Genomic DNA, 17,999 nt, shown 5'->3' on the forward strand with positions numbered 1-17,999 from the left:
TACATTTTTTACTTATAACCGCTCTGAACTTTCAGAGAAATTACAACATTTGATGATCAATATTTTTTACATTAAACTATCAATTCGATTGTTGATTACAGTAAAGGACTTTTGATTATGACTCTTCGTTCGATACTCGCAGTGTGCTGTACACCTCTTTTACTTGTTGTGCTTTTAGCACCTACAAAAACGCATGGCAACCAAGGTCACCAAGGATTGTCAGATGCTTGTCATGTTGCCTCGCTATTCGTCGGAGGAGCACTTCTTCATGGTGGGTTGCGACTTTATAATCTTTCGGGTCAAGTTGCCGCAGGTGTAACAATGGTCGCCGGATATCAAGGCGCAAACGTAATGGATGAAGTATGTGATGCAACTGCATCGGAACTTTTAGAATATGCTCGAAGTCACGCACCGTTAGACTATGATGACTACATCAATCAATACTGCGGAGGTGCAACTAAAGGATGTACCGATCCTCTTCTTTCGGTTGGTAATAATTGCAGTCTATTCCAAGTATGCCCAGATTCTCCTTTAGACTGCAGTGGTTATATTGTTTGCATGCAACCGATGCTAGGTAGCGGTTTTACACCAAATGAGTTAATCGCAGCTAGCAGCTTTTTCGCAATATCGTGGGAAAAAGGTTATTGGTATCTACCAAATTCTGGTGGTGGGTCTCCAAGCTGGGATGTCCAATAGGTTAAAATAGATGGACGGTGTAATTATGGAATTCACTATTATTAACTTTTTAATAATGGGGGCTTTTTCTATATTAGTGAGCTATTTTCTATATACTGATATTCGTCATAAAGCACCTCGTTTTGAGGTCGCTAGTAGCGTGAGTCGACGATTTTATGGGCGTTTATTCGGTGGCATTAGTGTTGGTGTTTTCGCAGCGATATTAGTGATATCGCTATTATTCGGTTACAACACTATATTTTATCGGTTGCCGACTCCATGGGCCGCATTAGTCGATGGGATAATACTCACTACACTACTATTTATCCTAGTCGTTTCGATGCTAGTTATTTCGTTCAAACGAAGCTCGTAATCGTAATCGTAATCGTAATCGTAATCGTAATCGTAATAATGATGAAATCAGTCTTAGTAGTTGTTACCAAAAACCGCAGCAGCCGCTGCGGTTTTTTTTGCGGTGTGCTAATCTGATGCCTCGTTTCAACCGTTCATGAGCACCACTATGTCAACCGCGCCTTATCCGTTCAGTCCTGCTACCGCCCTCGCCCAAGCCATGGGCACTATTGATGAAACTTCACAAGGCGTGGTATTGCCCATTCATGTGGCAACCACCTATATTCGTGGCGCTGATAATAGCTACCCCACGGGCAATGTCTATTCGCGTGCGGATAACCCCAGTTATAAGCCGGTCGAAGCCCTGCTATGCCAGTTAGAACAAGGTTCTGACGCACTGTTATTTGGCTCGGGTATGGCTGCGGCTACTGCGGTGTTTCAGGCCTTGAAACCGGGTGATCATGTGCTCGCGCCAAAAGTCATGTATTGGGCACTGCGCAACTGGTTACTGGGCTTTGCCAAAGATTGGGGCTTGCAGATTGAACTGGTCGATATGACCGACAGCGCGGCGGTAAAACAAGCGCTGCAACCCGGCAAAACCAAGCTGATCTGGATTGAAACGCCGGGCAACCCCACCTGGACTATTACCGATATTGCTGCCATGGCAGATCTCGCTCATAGCGTGGGCGCGCGCTTAGTGGTGGATTCAACCTGTGCCACGCCATTACTCACTAAACCGATCACGCTTGGGGCTGATGTAGTGATGCACTCAGCGACTAAATACCTCAATGGTCATTCCGATGTGATTGCCGGAGCGCTGATTAGTGCGCGCAACGATGAATACTGGCAACGGGTGGTCAACGTGCGCAAAGGCGGTGGTGCGGTACCGAGCCCACATGATGCGCACCAATTACTGCGCGGAATGCGCACCATGCATTTACGGGTGCGTGAAGCCTGTCACAACGCCCAGTATATTGCCGAACAATTACAGCAACACATTGATATTGCTGAGGTGATGTATCCGGGCTTAGCTAGTTTTGCTGGCCATCAGATTGCCGCCAAGCAAATGCGTGGCGGTTTTGGTGGCATGTTATCGATTCGCGTGGCTGGCGGCGAGCAAGCAGCCATTGCAGTGGCTGCGACTACCAAGCTGTGGAAGCGCGCCACCTCATTGGGCGGAGTAGAAAGTTTGATTGAACATCGCGCCAGTGTAGAAGGGCCAGATAGCCCCTGCCCGCCAGATATGCTGCGCTTATCGGCGGGCATTGAGGACGCCAACGAATTGTTGGCGGATTTACAGCAGGCGTTAGCCTTTGCGCGGACGCATGTGCGGAAATAACAGCACGTCACGAATCGACGGCGAGTCGGTCAGCAGCATGACCAAACGGTCAATGCCAATACCCTCGCCGGCGGTTGGTGGTAAGCCGTGCTCTAACGCGGTGATATAATCATCATCATAGAACATGGCTTCGTCGTCACCGGCTTCTTTTTGCTCCACCTGATCACGAAAACGCTGGGCTTGGTCTTCGGCGTCGTTTAACTCCGAAAAGCCATTGGCTAATTCACGGCCACCAACAAAAAACTCAAAGCGGTCGGTAATATGCGGATTGTCATCGTTGCGCCGCGCCAATGGCGAAACCTCAGCTGGATACGCAGTAATAAAGGTTGGTTGCAGCAATTTGTGCTCAGCGACCGCTTCAAAGATCTCAATCTGAACTTTACCTAAGCCCCAGTTGTTTTTGACCTGAATGTCTAGGCTTTGCGCCAGTGCTTTGGCTTGCTCAAAGTCGTCCAACTGTGCTGCCGTAGTACCTGGCAAGTGCGCCATAATGGCTTCATTGACCGTCATCCGCGCAAACGGCTGGCTAAAGTCATAATCCACCCCTTCGCTGGTAAATTGACAGCTGCCCAAAACGTGCTGAGCCAAGCCGCGCAGCATGTCTTCAGTCAGATCCATCAGGTCACGGTAATCAGCGTAAGCCCAGTAGAATTCCAGCATGGTGAATTCTGGGTTGTGGCGGGTGGATAACCCTTCGTTACGGAAGTTACGGTTGATTTCAAATACTTTTTCAAAGCCGCCCACCACCAAACGCTTCAAATAGAGCTCTGGCGCAATACGCAGATACAGCTGCATATCGAGCGCATTATGATGAGTGGTAAAAGGCCGTGCTGTCGCGCCGCCCGGAATAGTTTGCATCATCGGCGTTTCAACCTCTAAAAACGCACGCTCAGCCAAATAGCGGCGGATATAATCCACCACTTTAGAGCGCATAATAAAGGTCTCACGCGACTGCTGATTGGCGATCAAATCGAGATAACGCTGGCGATAGCGGGTTTCTTGATCGGTTAAGCCATGGTACTTATCCGGTAACGGTCGCAGCGCTTTGGTCAGCAGCCGCAGTTCATCTACTTGCACACTGAGTTCACCAGTGTTGGTGATAAATAAGGTACCGCTAGCACCCAAGATATCGCCCAAATCCCATTTCTTAAAGCCGTCGTTGTAAACGCCTTCAGGCAGGTTATCGCGTGCGGCATAAATCTGGATCTGCCCAGACATATCTTGCAGCGTGGCAAAACTAGCCTTGCCCATGATCCGGCGAGTCATCATCCGCCCGGCTATGCTCACGCGAATACCTTGGGCCGCTAATGCCTCTTTATCAGCGTCATCGTACTGCGCATGCAACTCTGCGGCGGTGCTGTCCCGACGAAAATCATTGGGAAACGCCACCCCCTGTTTTCGCAACGCCGCCAACTTCGCTTTGCGCTCAGCAATCTGCGAGTTGAGGTCGAGCTCTGGGGTTTGCGTTGTATCAGTCATGGTAAAATCCTATGTGCCGTTGCTATGCGTCTTACAAACCTGATTTCAGGCTTGCTTCAATAAATGGATCAAGCGCGCCGTCAAGCACGGCTTGGGTGTTACGGTTTTCAATGCCGGTGCGTAAATCTTTAATACGCGCATCGTCGAGGACATACGAGCGAATTTGACTGCCCCAGCCAATATCTGACTTGGTGTCTTCGAGCGCTTGCTTCTCAGCCAACTGCTTCTGTAATTCCATTTCGTACAATTTTGCCCGCAGCTGCTTCATCGCCGCATCACGGTTTTTGTGCTGTGAGCGGTCCGCCTGACATTGCACCACAATGCCCGATGGCACGTGGGTAATACGAATAGCCGAGTCGGTACGGTTTACGTGCTGACCACCGGCGCCTGAGGCCCGGTAGGTATCCACCCGCAAGTCTGCTGGGTTGATCTCAATTTCAATAGAGTCGTCAATTTCAGGGTAGACAAACACCGAGGCAAACGACGTGTGACGGCGATTACCCGAGTCAAACGGCGATTTGCGTACTAATCGGTGCACCCCAGTTTCGGTACGTAGCCAACCATAAGCGTATTCGCCTTGCACGCGCACCGTGGCGGATTTGATGCCGGCTACTTCACCTTCAGAGAGTTCGGCGATTTCCACTTTAAATTCATGCGCGTCGGCCCAGCGTAAATACATACGCAAGAGCATGTTGGCCCAGTCTTGTGCCTCTGTTCCGCCCGAGCCTGACTGAATATCCACATAGCAATCACTTGGGTCATGCTCACCGGAAAACATCCGGCGAAACTCCAAATTTGCCAGCTGCGCTTCGAGTTGTTCGAGTTCCGCTACTGCCTCGTCATAAGTGGCTTCATCATCTGCCTCAACAGCTAAATCAACTAACCCTTCAACGTCTTCCAAGCCTTGTTGCAAGGTTCGTAAGGTATTCACCACTTGTTCCAGCGCCACCCGTTCTTTACCTAATGCCTGCGCGCGCTCTTGATTACTCCACAGCTCAGGCTGTTCGAGTTCACGCGATACTTCTTCTAAGCGCTCAACCTTATGGTCGTAGTCAAAGATACCCCCGAAGGGTTTCGCTGCGCTTACGCATCTCTTTGATGGCTACATATGTGGCATTGGTTTCAAACATTTTGACGGCTCACCGAAACAAGTTCCTGAAAAAGGCGGCTATTCTAACGTAAAGCGACGAAATGCTCTAGTTGCAGCTGCACCGAAGTGTGACCACGGAAGTGATTTAATTGCAATGCGTACAGGGCGTGAATGCGCTGCACCGTGGGATCGGGCCAAGTCGCCACATCAATATTGAAGGCAATAGCATCAACGGTCACTCGGTCGGGCCCCTCAAGGACCATTTTTAAATGCTTTTCGCCCACTAAGCGTTGTTGCAGCACAGTAAACTCGCCATCAAATCGTGGCTCAGCAAAGCCCTGCCCCCACGGCCCTAAGCGCTCCAGTAACTCAACAAACGGCCGTTGAAAACCTGAGGCATCGAGTTCGCCATCAGACCACAGGGTTTGGGTTAATTGGTCGGCGCTGAGCCAGTCTGCGGCAATGGCGGTGACCGCTGTGGTGAAAGCCTCGAGATGCTGCGGCTGCAAGGTCAAACCAGCAGCCATGGCATGGCCACCAAAGCGCTCAATCAACTGTGGGTGCAAACTGTGCACGCGCTCGAGCAAATCACGAATATGTAAGCCCGGAATGGAACGCGCAGAGCCTTTGAGCGTGCCATCATCGGCTTGGGCAAAAGCGATCACCGGCCGATGCACTTGCTCTTTCATGCGCCCAGCCACTAAACCTACTACCCCTTGATGCCAATCGGCTTGATGGAGCACTAAAATAGCGGGCAGGTCGACCACATCGCGTTGTAACTCAGCTACATAATGCTGCGCTGATTCACGCATACTGGTCTCGATACTGCGACGTTCGCGATTAAAGTCGTCTAACTGTTGCGCCAACTCCAATGCGCTGGGCAGATCCTGCGCCAACAAACACTCAATGCCGGTGGCCATGTCGTCCAAGCGCCCAGCGGCATTAATGCGCGGCCCCAAACTGAAGCCTAGATCACTGGCCTGCAAACGCTGTGGCTCACGCCCGGCCACCTGCAACAACGCTTGAATACCGGGGCGACAATGGCCACTGCGGATCCGCTGCAGACCTTGCTGCACCAAAATACGGTTGATATCGTCAAGTTTGACCACATCAGCCACCGTACCAAGCGCTACTAGGTCTAACCAATCGGCCAAATTGGGCACCGCCTGGCCACGTTCGCGCAATTGTTGGCGCAGCGCTAATAACACATAAAACGCAACCCCAACGCCGGCAATGGCTTTACTGGGAAAGTTACAACCGGGCTGATTTGGATTAACAATGGCATGGGCGTTGGGCAATTCGTTACCGGGCAAGTGATGGTCAGTCACCACCACCTGTAAGCCAGCAGCACGCGCTGCATTTACCCCAGCGTGGCAGGATATCCCGCTATCGACGGTAATAATAAGCTCGGCGCCAAGGTTAATTGCTTGCGCTACCACTGCAGGAGACAAACCATAACCATCGGCAAAGCGGTTTGGCACAATGTAATGCAAGCGTTTAGCACCCATAGCTCGCAGCACCGACACCATCAGCGCCGTGGAGGTGGCACCATCGGCATCAAAATCGCCGCAAATACAGATCACCTGGTCGCTAAGTATGGCATCAGCCACTCGGCTAGCGGCGTCAGTAATACCTTTAAGCTGCGAAAAGTGCGGTAAACGCTTGGTACTCAAGTCAAGCTGTTCAGCCTCGGTCACACCACGTCGCGCTAAAATAGCTTGTACTAACGGTGGCAAGGCCACATTCAAGACCACGGACGGTGGTGCACTGTGGCGTTTAATCACGACCTCAGACATCATTACAAGTCAGCTAAGCGCTCAAGTAGCATCGGTAACGGCAGTAGCCCGGGAATTAACTCGCCATTTGGCAAAATAATTGCGGGTGTACCCGTCACACCAAATTTTTGCCCTAGGGCATAATGCTCAGCAACTGGGTTATCGCACCGAGCAGCAGGCACTATGCCACCATTTTTGGCCACACTCAGAGCATTCAATGGATCGCTCGAACACCATACATTTTGCAGGGTTTTGCCGGCACTACCGCTGACACCGCTGCGCGGATAGGCTAGATAACGCACGGTTACGCCGGCATCATGATATTGCGCCATATTTTGATGCAACTGCTTGCAGTAGCCGCAGGTTGGGTCGGTAAACACTGTGATCACATGTTTTTCTTGCGGAGCCGCGTAAACCAACATGGTATCGGTATACTGCTGCAATTGCTGTTGGCGCATGCTATTTAAGCTGAGGTCGCTGATATTTACCGGCTCAGGCCCAGTAATGTCATACATACGACCGCTAATCAGCAGCGCACCATCATTGGCGACATAAAATAAGCCTTGATCGGTGATCACTTCATACACCCCAGCAATCGGCGATGGTTGTACCGACTCAACCTTAAAGCCCACTGCAGTGAGTCGTGAGGTATCAATTGTTGCCGCATCTGCCGTGGCAGTTTCTGGCGTAGTGGTAGCCATTCGCGGTGACGCTTCACTGCAAGCACTCAAGCTCACGGCCATAGCCGCAGATAAGGCCAGCCAACTACTTACAACTTTAATGGTCATACCAAATTCCTATCTAACGTGTCTGAAAATAATTACGCCCGTGGATGATGCGCAGCATGCAGTTGCTGCAAGCGCTCACGTGCCACGTGGGTATAAATTTGTGTGGTGGACAAATCACTATGCCCCAACAACATCTGTAACACTCGCAAATCCGCCCCATGATTGAGTAAATGGGTAGCAAAGGCATGCCGCAGAGTATGCGGCGACAAATGCGAGCGAATATCAGCCTGCCCTGCATAGTACTTGATTCGATGCCAAAATGCTTGCCGTGTTAACGGCCCACCGCGACGCGTAATAAACAGCCAATCACAGGGCTGCCGCAATAGCTGTGGCCGCGCCTCGCGGATATAGCGCTGCAGCCAATCCAAGGCTTCTTCACCAAGTGGTACCAAGCGTTCCTTGTTGCCCTTACCGATCACCCGCACCAAGCCTTGCTGCATCGACACTTGGCTGGCAGTCAATTGCACCAATTCAGTGACCCGCAAGCCACTGGCATAGAGCACTTCAAGCATAGCGCGGTCACGTAATTGTATTGGATCGTCGACCTGCGGGGCTTGCAGTAAGGCGTCAACCTCAGCTTCTGACAGACTATGCGGAATACTTTGCGGTTGCTTGGGCCGTTGCAGACGACTGCTTGGGTCAAACGCGCAGAGCCGCTCGCTGCAGGCGTACTGATAGAATTTTTTGATGGCACTGAGAGCGCGATTGGTGCTACGTGGTGATAACCCTTGTTGCCGACGCCAGAGCAAGTAATCTTCTAATTCTGTTGCGTGAACACTGAGCAACGAGCCGCGTTGATGACTGCTCAAAAAGCGTTCAAAATTGCGTAAATCGGTTTGATAAGCACTGCTGGTATGCTTACTCACCCCTTGTTTCAGCCACAGTCGGTCTAAAAATTGGGCGATTAGTTCATCGGTTTCGGCGGCAATTGCTACACCCATGGGTTACTCATTCAGTTGCGGACAGATGGCATACGATAAATCATCATAACGGGGTTTACAGCCAGTCTCAATCTGCTATTATGCCCGCTCGTTGCAGTGGAGGGGTTCCCGAGCGGTCAAAGGGATCAGACTGTAAATCTGACGGCTCAGCCTTCGCAGGTTCGAATCCTGCCCCCTCCACCAACTTCTTATCGCCTCTGCCCTTAGTTTTACACCACCTGTAACAGCAATTTCCCCATCGTGTCATTACCGGCTAATCGTTTCAGCGCTTGATTGGCTTCAGCCAATGGATACACGGTATCGATACTGGTCGTTAACTGGCCCTCATTAAACAATGGCCACAACTGCTGCTGCAATTGCCTCATGATCTGGGTTTTTACTGCCACTGATTGACTCCGCAAAGTACTGCCCTGCAGCCGTTGGCGCTTGACCAGCATCAGCCCCATATCTAATTCGGCCGTGCGACCACCCAATAAACCAATCAGCAGGAGCCGACCGTCGGTGTTTAATACCTGTTGGTTACTGGCTAAATAGTTCGCGCCAACACAATCGAGGATCACGTCAGCACCGCCCCATTGTTTCACGGCGGCAACGAAATCACCCTGCTGGCGATTCCACCCTGCGCTGGCGCCGAGCGCTAGGCAGTGGGTTAACTTAGCCTCGCTACCCACGGTCACAAAACAATCAATGTGCTGCCAACGCGCTAATTGAATAGCGGCTTGACCCACTGCTGATGCCCCAGCATGAACCAGCAGCCGTTCGCCAGGCTGCAAGTGCGCCAACATAAAACAGTTAAACCACGCGGTGGCAAACACTTCACAAATGGCTGCGCCGTCAGCGAGGCTCAAGCCAGCAGGTATGGGCGCTACCTGCCCGCTTGGCACATTAACATGGCTGGCGTAACCACCACCGCTGAGCAAGGCGCAAACGCGGTCACCCATGGCAAGGTGCTGCACTGAACTGCCGCAACCAACCACGATACCCGACACTTCCAAGCCAATAATCGAGCTACTGCCCGGAGGTGCAGGATATAACCCAGCCAACTGCAATACATCAGCGCGATTCACTCCAGCATAATGCACTGCAATTTGCACCTCATCAGCAGCCAGTGGCGGCAGCTCCAGTGCCTGTTGGCGTAACTCGCCGTTATCATGATGCAAAGCGAACATGCTGCTCATGGTAGCTCCGTTCAAGGGTTATGCGGTCAAGCGACCACGCTGGTAATCACCAATGGCTTGTTCAATTTCTTGCTGAGTATTCATCACAAACGGACCGTATTGCGCAATCGGCTCATTGATCGGTTGGCCAGCTAAAACGATCACACCAGCGGCCTGATCACTGCTCAACTCTAACGTACCCGTTGCCGCCAAGCGCAACAATTCACCGCGTTGCACAGTCGCACCATTGACCTGCACCGAGCCCTGATACACGTAAGCTAAACGACAACCTTGCCCAGCGCTGGCAATACCCACGGGCGCACCGGCTTGTAATCGTGCGTCGAGCATCAAAAACTGTTGTCCGGGTTGTTGTACGGGGCCTTTCTGAGCGGCAAACTCACCGCCAATCACGCGTACCAGTGAGGCGCCAAACTGCACCTCAGGAATAATATTTTGTGGATAGTCAGCCCACTCTGCGGGGCTCATTTTCTCCGCGGCCGGTAGGTTGATCCACAGCTGAAAGCCCCACATCAGGCCATCTTCTTGTTTCGGCATTTCGGCATGAATAATGCCTCGCGCGGCTTTCATCCATTGCGCCCCACCGGCCTCAACCACGCCGGTATTACCGACCGAATCATTATGCTCCATGCGACCAGCCAGCATGTAGGTAAGCGTCACAAAACCACGGTGCGGGTGCGGCGGAAAGCCGGCAATATAATCGTTAGGATTATCGGAACGAAATTCATCCAACATTAAAAATGGGTCTTGATAACGCAAGCTCGGCTGATTGATGATACGCGTTAACTTAACGCCAGCGCCGTCTTGGGCCGGCATGCCCCGATGCCGGGTTAAAATAATCTCACTCATAACACAGCTCCACGCCCATGCGGCGCATCAAAGTCTAGTTGTGGGCCAACTGGGACAATCCCAGTTGGATTAATCATACGGTGACTGGCGTAGTAATGGGTCTTAATATGATCCATCACCACGGTTTCAGCAATGCCCGGATGTTGATAAAGCGCGCGGGTATAAGCTGATAAATTTGGATAATCACTAATCCGTTGACGATTGGTCTTAAAGTGCGAATAGTACACTGCGTCAAATCGAATTAAGGTGGTAAACAAACGCCAGTCGGCCTCGGTGACTTGATCACCGGCAATAAATGCCTGCTGACTGAGCACTTCTTCAAGCCGATCAAGCTCAGCAAACAGCTCAGCAAACGCCTCTTCATAAGGCTCTTTACTGGTCGCAAAGCCGCATTTGTATACGCCGTTGTTAATGCGATGATAGACCCGCTCATTGACTGCATCAATCTGCTCAGCCAATGCCGCCGGATAAAAATCAAGGGTATTGCCGGTCAGCTCGTTAAAGCTCGTGTTGAACATCCGAATGATGTCCGCGGACTCGTTACTGACGACCGTCTGTAACTTTTTGTCCCACAGCACAGGTACGGTGACGCGCCCGCTATAATTGGCATCCGCCTTGGTATACAACTGATGCAAATAATCCAAACCATACAGGCCATCATTGAGCGGTACGGCGGCAAACTCCCAGCCACTCTCCAACATTAACGGGTCAACCACCGATACCGTGATATGCGGCTCTAGGCCTTTTAAGCGGCGAAAAATTAGCGTTCGGTGCGCCCATGGGCAGGCATAAGATACATACAAATGATAGCGCCCGCTTTCCGCCGCAAAGCGCGCCCGACTATCCGCCTCGATGTGGTTACGAAACTGTGCCTCACTACGCTCAAAACGGCCGCCAGTGCTATCAGTGTCATACCATTTATCGTACCATTTGCCGTCAACCAGTAAACCCATGGTGTTGTCTCCTTGCGTTGATAAACACTGAGTATATACGTGATCAAATCGAATAAAGATTGCCAAATTACGGATGTTTAATTCTAAAAAAACGAATTATTGACGGGCGTCTTGGATTAGTGACTTCGCTACCTCGGCACTCAGGCGATCGGCATCTTGTTGCAACAACGCGTGCAACTGATCGAATTGATCCAGTAACGGCTGATTGGATTGATTAAGCAGTAATTCTATCTCGGTCACTAAACGCTCAACGGTAACCTCGGCTTGCACCAACTCCGGTACCAATCGACGCCCTGCTAGTAAGTTAGGTAGACTAAAAAACGCAGCTTTAAATAAGCGTTTAATAATCACGTAACTCAGCCAACTGAAACGATAAGCAACCACCATGGGCCGTTTTATCAGCATAGCTTCAAGGGTCACGGTACCCGAGGTTAGCAGAAGTACATCGGCAGCTGCCATCACCGTTCTCGCCTGCCCGCTTACTACCTGTATCGCTAGATTGGGCGCGTAACGCTGCTGTAATTGTTGAAACTGCTGGGCACGTGCTGGCGAAATCATTGGCGCAATAAAACGCCAATCGGCATGCCGCTCAGCAAGTCGACTTGCCGCTTGTAAAAACAGCGGTGCCAAACGTTGTAACTCACCACTGCGGCTGCCGGGCAACAGTGCAATCAGCCGCTGCTCATGATTCACGGTCAACTGCAACTGCTGGCGGGCGGCATCACGATCACTTTGCCGCTGAATACTGTCCGCTAAGGGGTGGCCAACAAAAGTCGCAGCAAGCTGGTGTTGATCATAAAAGGCTTTCTCAAACGGCAGTAAACAGAGCACATGATCAACCGCCTGCTTAATACCGTGAATGCGTCCCTGACGCCAAGCCCAAACTGAGGGACTGACATAATGCATGGTGGGAATACCAACTGCTTTTAAGCGCTTGGCAATGGGTAGGTTAAAATCGGGTGCATCAATACCAATATAAACCGCCGGCGGCTGCTCAATGAACCGCTTAATAACGCTACGCCGATGGCGCAAAAGCCGCGGTAAATGGCGCAGTACTTCGGCGAGACCCATCACCGCTAGGTCATCCATGGGCAGCAAGCTATCAAAGCCCTGTGCCTGCATCAGCGGGCCACCCACACCAACAAACTCGGCGTTTGGAAAATGCTGTTTTAATTCTCTGATCAGCCCAGCACCAAGTAAATCGCCGGAGTGTTCGCCGGCGACCAGAGCAATGGTAATGGCTTGATGATGCTGTGTCACGGCTACCGAATAATTCCGCGTGAGCTGTTTTGAATGAAATGTATCAACGGCTGGAGCTCTGCGGCATTGAGTTCGCTCATCTTAGCGACTGCCTCAGCAACTGTGTGCCCCTGCCGATAAAGAATTTTAAAGGCACGTTTAATGGTAGTAATTTGCTCGGCACTAAAACCACGCCGCTTTAACCCTTCACTATTAATAGTGCGCGGCACCGCATTGTGCCCTTGCGCCATAATATATGGCGGAATGTCTTGCACCACTACGGAATTGACTGCAGTAAAGGCGTGAGCACCAATATGGCAAAACTGATGAACCCCAGTAAAGCCACCTAAAATAGCCCAGTCCCCAACATGCACGTGCCCTGCCAAGGTGGTGTTATTGGCTAAGATAACATGGTCACCTACCACACAATCGTGTGCTACATGCACATATGCCATCAGCAAATTATCACTACCAATACGCGTTATACCTTGGTCTTGCACGGTGCCGCGATGGATAGTAACAAACTCACGAATGATATTGTTATCGCCGATGATGAGTTGTGTCGGCTCGCCCTTGAATTTTTTATCTTGGCAATCTTCACCCACCGAAGAAAACTGGAAAATACGGTTATTACGCCCGAGTGCCGTTGGACCACGCAGCACCACATGAGGGCCGATGACACACTGGTCGCCAATCACTACATCGGCACCAATAATGCTATAGGCTCCAATTTCTACGTCGCGCCCAATTTGCGCGGATGGATCAATGATTGCGGTCGAATGAATCACTTAAACTTCTCGTCTTGCACAAATAATATCAGCGCTACAGGCCAACTCGCCATCCACTTCAGCGCGCCCAGAAAACACCCAAATACCCCGCCGCTCTTTGACAAAGGTGACATGCAAATGCATGGTATCACCTGGCAACACTTGCCGCTTAAAGCGCGCATTATCAACCCCAGCAAACAAGTACAGGTCATTCACACCCGGATCACTACTGGTGATTTTAAACCCTAATAGACCAGCTGCTTGTGCCAGCGCTTCAAGGATCAGTACGCCCGGAAAAATAGGATTCTCCGGAAAGTGGCCGGTAAAAATAGGCTCGTTGACGGTGACGTTTTTTATCGCGTGAATGCTAGTTTTGGCGTCACAAGCCACCACTTTATCAACCAACAAAAATGGGTAACGGTGCGGTAGTAATCGCAATACTTCCTTGATATCAAAAGCGCCTTGGTCGTTAGCCACGCGAAATCTCCAGATTAATCGTTATGAGTCATTTGTTTTTCAAGTTGTTTCACCCGTTGGAACAACTCGTCTAATTGCCGATAGCGCGCACCATTTCGACGCCACTCTCGTTGCGGTGCTGCCGGTATTCCAGATGCATAAGCGCCGGCTTCGGTGATCTCTTTGATGACCATCGAGAAGCCACTAATTTGCACATCATCGCAGATGCTGATGTGACCATTAATAGCACTAGCACCGCCGATCAAGCAGCGCTTGCCAATTCGGCAACTACCCGCCAGCACAGTACAGCCGGCAATCGCAGTATCTTCGTCAATAAACACATTGTGTGCAATCTGGCACTGGTTATCAATAATGACACCGTTACTAATCACGGTGTCATCCAAGGCGCCGCGGTCAATGGTGGTACTCGCACCAATGTCAACGCGATCACCGATAAGCACGCGGCCTAGCTGCGGAATTTTGACCCATTTACCTGACTCATTGGCCCAGCCGAAGCCATCTGCACCAATCACTGTGCCACTGTGGACAAGGCAATGTTCACCAATCACACACTGGTGATAAACCACCACATGCTGCCACAGTTTGGTGTTGGAACCAATCTGCACCCCTTCGCCAAGGTAACAACCCACACCAATCATCACATTGTCGCCCAGCACCACATTGTCGGCAATGACCGTATTAGCACCAATATGGACATTATGACCGAGGCGAACATTAGCACCGATACGCACACTGGCATCGATACCTTGCGCTGGATTAGGAGTGGTATCCAATAACTGAGAGATCCGAGCAAAGCCGGCATAAGGGTTATTCACCCGCAGTGCGGCGATGTGCTCTGGTACAGCAACGTTGGGAGCAACAATGATTGCACTGGCACCAGTTGTATCAACTTGCGAACGATACTTTTCATTAGCCAGAAATGCAATTTGCCCCGGCTTAGCCGAGGCAAGTGTGGCGACCGCGGTGATGGTCAACGAACCATCACCGACCACCTCAGCGCCGATTTTATCTGCCAGCTGCTGTAGGCTAAATGTCTGCATGGTATTAGTTACCTGCTTTCAACTTAGTGATCAGCTGCTGTGACAGGTCAATCGCTTCAGCAGCAAAAATGACTGTGGTGGCATCTAATACCACATCAAAACCTTGGGCTTTTGCCAACGCTTCAGCTTCACGAGCAATTTTTGCTAACACTTGATTACGCTCTTGTTGCATATAACGCTGAGCATCTTCATTAAAAGCTTGGCCTTTCAGTTTATAAGTGGCTTCTAACACTTCCATTTTACGCTGAATCTCTAACTTTTCACGGTTAGACAGGGTTGCTTGATCGCGTTGGAACTCTTCACCGAGTTTCGTCATTTGCTCTTCGAGTGAACGCAGTTCGTCGTTCTGAGCTTTCATTTTTTCTTGCACGGTGCTTTCAATCATTTGTGTTTCAGGCAAGTTTTGAAACACTACTTGAAAATTGACCACACCAATTTTTTGCTGTGCTTCGGCACTATTCGCAAAAACGCTGACTGATAATAAAGCTACTACTGCGACTGATTTCAACAATGTATTCACGCTAAACTCCTTTGCTTTCGCGATATAAAATAATAATTAAAAACTGGTTCCAAAATTGAAACTAAAGGTTTGTGTACGATCGCCATCTTCACTTTTCAGTGGTCGACCAAATGAGAATGTCAGTGGCCCCATCGGTGACAACCATTGCAATGCAATACCGGCGGACGCTCTGAAATTACCCGGTGAACTATAGTCTTCCAGCGGGAATGAACCGGGCGCTAAGCTGAGGTTACGATAATTATCATAACGGAACTCGGTATCCCACACTGTACCCACATCAACATAAAAACTACTGCGTACCGAATTTTTTGATTCATCTTTAATCAATGGTGTCGGGAAGATAAGTTCAAATCCACCAACGAACATGGCGTTACCACCAACCGAGAATTGGCTCACCGCCAACGTATCAGCACCCGGTCCTGCTGGCAGACCACTGGGTATCCCGTCATAGCCTGGGATACTAGGGGTCTCTACCGGGTAGCGATAAATGGCACGCGGCCCAATAGCATTGGCTTCAAAACCACGTAAGTTTTGATTACCGCCAACACGGAAGTTCTCATAAAACGGGAACAAATATTCATTTCCGCGAGAGTCTTTACCATAACCATTACCATAACCAAGCTTAAAGCGTGACGCAAAGACCCAATCGTGGGCATCGGTGATCGGCCAAAAATGCTTGAAGTCATAACTTAAGCGGAAATAATTGACATCGCTCATTGGTGCAGTGACATCAAATAATATTGAATTCGACGAACCAGCGGTTGGAAATACTCCGCGATTTAAGGTAACACGGCTCCAACCCAAGTTCGCCTCAAAAATATCGAACGCCACACCGTCATTAGGATTTTGTTGGTCAATGTATGGACGATAAAACTGACGAATCTGCTCATAGCCTTCAACGTCGGTAATTTCCTCGTTCCGATAAGCTAAACCGAAACTTATGCTGGTTACCTCGTTAATCGGGAATTGCACGTTAGACTGCAAGCCGTATTGCTTTTTGTTGTAGCGGATCAGGTTGTCCTGCTTACCCGCATCAAACTCACTCAAATACACTGAGCCAGACAAGTTCACACCGTCTCGGGTGAAATACCGCTCAAGGAAACTAAAACTCAAATCGCGGCTATAGCGGTTGGTGTTGATATTTAGAGCCGCACGATTACCCGTACCCAAAAAGTTATCTTGAGTGACACCAGCACCAATTTGTAGACCAGAATAATCGCCATAACCGAAAGTGAAGTTAAACGAGCCTGACGGCTGCTCCTTGACGACATATTTCACGTCTACACGGTCATCCTGACCCGGCACTCGCTCAGTCGTGTGTTCAACGGTTTCAAAAAAACCTAAACGTTCAAGACGAACCTTACTTTGCTCAAGTGCATCTTCGTTAAGTGGCGCCCCCTCAAGCTGACGCATTTCACGCCGCAGAACTTCATCTTGGGTCGCATTATTACCAACAAAGGTAATACGATTGACGTAAATACGCTTACCAGGATTTACCGAATAAGTAAGATCGACTTCATTGGTCTCTTCTATGATGGTTGGAAACGCGGTTACTTCTGGATAGGCATAACCAAAGCGACCATAGAGTTTTGCAATATACTCTTCACGCGCGGTAACGTCAGCAGCGGAGTACTGAGTACCAGCGCTTTGCTTAATCAAGCGTTCAATGATTTCTTCCTGACCGCGCAATTCGCCGATGACCTTGGTTTCACGAACCGTGAATACTTCACCTTCGTTGACGTTAATGGTCACGTAAACACCGCGGCGATCGGGGGTCATGGTGACTTGTACTGATTCAATCGCGAAAGTTAAATAGCCACGGTCTTTATAAAATGATTCGAGACTTTCAAGGTCGCCAGATAATTGCGATTTTTGATAGCGTGTTTGACCTAAAATGTTCCACCATGGCAAATCGTCTTTTAGCTCCAGCTGGGCTAAAATTTCATCATCGCTAAACTTGGTGTTACCAACAATGTTAATCTGCTGAATTTCAGCTGATTCGCCCTCTTCAAACTCAATCTTCAAGCGCACACGATTACGCGGTTGTTTCACCACCGATACCGACACGTCGGCATTGTATTTACCGATAGAGTGATAAAAATCTTCCAGGCCAGTTTCGATTTGCGCAATGATGGTCAGGTCAAGTGGTTCACCTTCGACAATGCCTTGATCGGTTAATGATTCAACCAATTGCTCGTCTTTTAATTCTTTATTACCGTCAAAATCGATAGCACTGATGGTCGGCCGCTCAGACACTTCAAAGACTAGGGTCGAGCCCTCGCGCTTCACCACCACATTATTAAAATGGGTTGAGGAATACAGCGAACGGATACTTTGACGAATTTGCGTTTCGTCAATGGTGTCTCCAACGCGCACCGGAATGTAGGTTAACGCAGCGCCAAGAGCTACGCGCTGCAAGCCGCGAATACGAATATCTTCTACCACAAAACTTTCTGCACTGATGGCGGCCGGCATTGCCACTGCCGCCATCAATGCACTTAAAAACAGCTTCTTTAACGTCATTCTGTGCAACTTAATTGT

Annotated in this window: 16 protein-coding genes and 1 tRNA gene; 3 read left to right on the top strand and 14 right to left on the bottom strand. The window is 50.0% G+C overall.

Annotation, left to right across the window (positions count from 1 at the left end):
* The first annotated feature begins 117 nt into the window (after positions 1–117).
* Both EFO84_RS11480 and EFO84_RS11485 read left to right on the top strand, forming a co-directional pair.
* Positions 118–696 (top strand): hypothetical protein, encoded by a 579-nt coding sequence (locus EFO84_RS11480; protein WP_127348190.1) that lies wholly within the window; start codon positions 118–120, stop codon positions 694–696.
* Positions 697–1,195: 499 nt separating this feature from the next.
* Positions 1,196–2,365, top strand: a complete 1,170-nt coding sequence (locus EFO84_RS11485; protein ID WP_127348191.1) for a trans-sulfuration enzyme family protein — start codon at positions 1,196–1,198, stop codon at positions 2,363–2,365.
* On the opposite strand, the gene lysS is transcribed toward EFO84_RS11485, so the two are convergent.
* The 5 genes from lysS to xerD all read right to left on the bottom strand — a co-directional run bounded on the left by lysS (position 2,333) and on the right by xerD (position 8,438).
* Entirely contained in the window at positions 2,333–3,844 is a 1,512-nt protein-coding gene (gene lysS, locus EFO84_RS11490) for a lysine--tRNA ligase (protein WP_127348192.1), read from the bottom strand. The two genes, EFO84_RS11485 and lysS, sit on opposite strands and share 33 nt — an antisense overlap.
* A 31-nt stretch (positions 3,845–3,875) precedes the next feature.
* Positions 3,876–4,974, bottom strand: a protein-coding gene (gene prfB / locus EFO84_RS11495; protein WP_127348193.1) for a peptide chain release factor 2 whose coding sequence is annotated in 2 segments (ribosomal slippage) — positions 3,876–4,898 and positions 4,900–4,974 — 1,098 coding nt in all. Because the reading frame shifts where the segments join, the coding sequence is not laid out codon by codon here.
* A gap of 43 nt (positions 4,975–5,017) precedes the next feature.
* Complete coding sequence (gene recJ, locus EFO84_RS11500) at positions 5,018–6,730, bottom strand: single-stranded-DNA-specific exonuclease RecJ (RefSeq protein ID WP_240642710.1); 1,713 nt, start codon at positions 6,728–6,730, stop codon at positions 5,018–5,020.
* A 2-nt stretch (positions 6,731–6,732) separates the two neighbouring features.
* On the bottom strand, positions 6,733–7,497 hold the full coding sequence (dsbC, locus tag EFO84_RS11505) for a bifunctional protein-disulfide isomerase/oxidoreductase DsbC (RefSeq protein ID WP_127348195.1): 765 nt from the start codon (positions 7,495–7,497) through the stop codon (positions 6,733–6,735).
* 32 nt (positions 7,498–7,529) lie between these two features.
* The gene (xerD, locus tag EFO84_RS11510; RefSeq protein WP_127348196.1) at positions 7,530–8,438 is read right to left on the bottom strand and encodes a site-specific tyrosine recombinase XerD; all 909 of its coding nucleotides are present in this window, start codon (positions 8,436–8,438) and stop codon (positions 7,530–7,532) included.
* A gap of 98 nt (positions 8,439–8,536) precedes the next feature.
* On the opposite strand from xerD, the gene EFO84_RS11515 reads away from it, so the two are divergent.
* Positions 8,537–8,621 (top strand) — tRNA-Tyr (locus EFO84_RS11515).
* A 26-nt stretch (positions 8,622–8,647) separates the two neighbouring features.
* Here EFO84_RS11515 and EFO84_RS11520 read toward each other — a convergent pair.
* The 9 genes from EFO84_RS11520 to bamA all read right to left on the bottom strand — a co-directional run bounded on the left by EFO84_RS11520 (position 8,648) and on the right by bamA (position 17,981).
* A complete protein-coding gene (locus EFO84_RS11520; protein WP_205701979.1) occupies positions 8,648–9,616 on the bottom strand; it encodes an NAD(P)H-quinone oxidoreductase in 969 nt (322 codons plus the stop codon).
* Positions 9,617–9,634: 18 nt separating this feature from the next.
* The gene (locus EFO84_RS11525; protein ID WP_127348197.1) at positions 9,635–10,462 is read right to left on the bottom strand and encodes a pirin family protein; all 828 of its coding nucleotides are present in this window, start codon (positions 10,460–10,462) and stop codon (positions 9,635–9,637) included.
* Positions 10,459–11,415, bottom strand: coding sequence for a glutathione S-transferase family protein (locus tag EFO84_RS11530; protein ID WP_127348198.1), 957 nt, complete (start codon positions 11,413–11,415; stop codon positions 10,459–10,461). The genes EFO84_RS11525 and EFO84_RS11530 overlap by 4 nt, the downstream gene beginning before the upstream one ends.
* Before the next feature lie 96 nt (positions 11,416–11,511).
* Entirely contained in the window at positions 11,512–12,675 is a 1,164-nt protein-coding gene (lpxB, locus tag EFO84_RS11535; protein ID WP_127348199.1) for a lipid-A-disaccharide synthase, read from the bottom strand.
* 2 nt (positions 12,676–12,677) lie between these two features.
* Positions 12,678–13,442: an acyl-ACP--UDP-N-acetylglucosamine O-acyltransferase gene (lpxA, locus tag EFO84_RS11540; RefSeq protein WP_127348200.1), complete on the bottom strand. Its 765-nt coding sequence runs from the start codon at positions 13,440–13,442 to the stop codon at positions 12,678–12,680.
* Positions 13,443–13,898 carry a 3-hydroxyacyl-ACP dehydratase FabZ gene (fabZ, locus tag EFO84_RS11545; protein WP_127348201.1) on the bottom strand — a complete coding sequence of 152 codons (456 nt, stop codon included), beginning with the start codon at positions 13,896–13,898 and terminating at the stop codon, positions 13,443–13,445.
* Positions 13,899–13,912: 14 nt separating this feature from the next.
* Complete coding sequence (gene lpxD, locus EFO84_RS11550) at positions 13,913–14,938, bottom strand: UDP-3-O-(3-hydroxymyristoyl)glucosamine N-acyltransferase (protein ID WP_127348202.1); 1,026 nt, start codon at positions 14,936–14,938, stop codon at positions 13,913–13,915.
* A 4-nt stretch (positions 14,939–14,942) separates the two neighbouring features.
* On the bottom strand, positions 14,943–15,458 hold the full coding sequence (locus EFO84_RS11555) for an OmpH/Skp family outer membrane protein (protein WP_164742442.1): 516 nt from the start codon (positions 15,456–15,458) through the stop codon (positions 14,943–14,945).
* A gap of 36 nt (positions 15,459–15,494) precedes the next feature.
* Positions 15,495–17,981: an outer membrane protein assembly factor BamA gene (gene bamA, locus EFO84_RS11560; protein WP_127348204.1), complete on the bottom strand. Its 2,487-nt coding sequence runs from the start codon at positions 17,979–17,981 to the stop codon at positions 15,495–15,497.
* Positions 17,982–17,999 lie beyond the last annotated feature (18 nt).

Source organism: Pseudidiomarina mangrovi (assembly GCF_003999375.1).
Taxonomy (GTDB): Bacteria; Pseudomonadota; Gammaproteobacteria; order Enterobacterales; family Alteromonadaceae; genus Pseudidiomarina; species Pseudidiomarina mangrovi.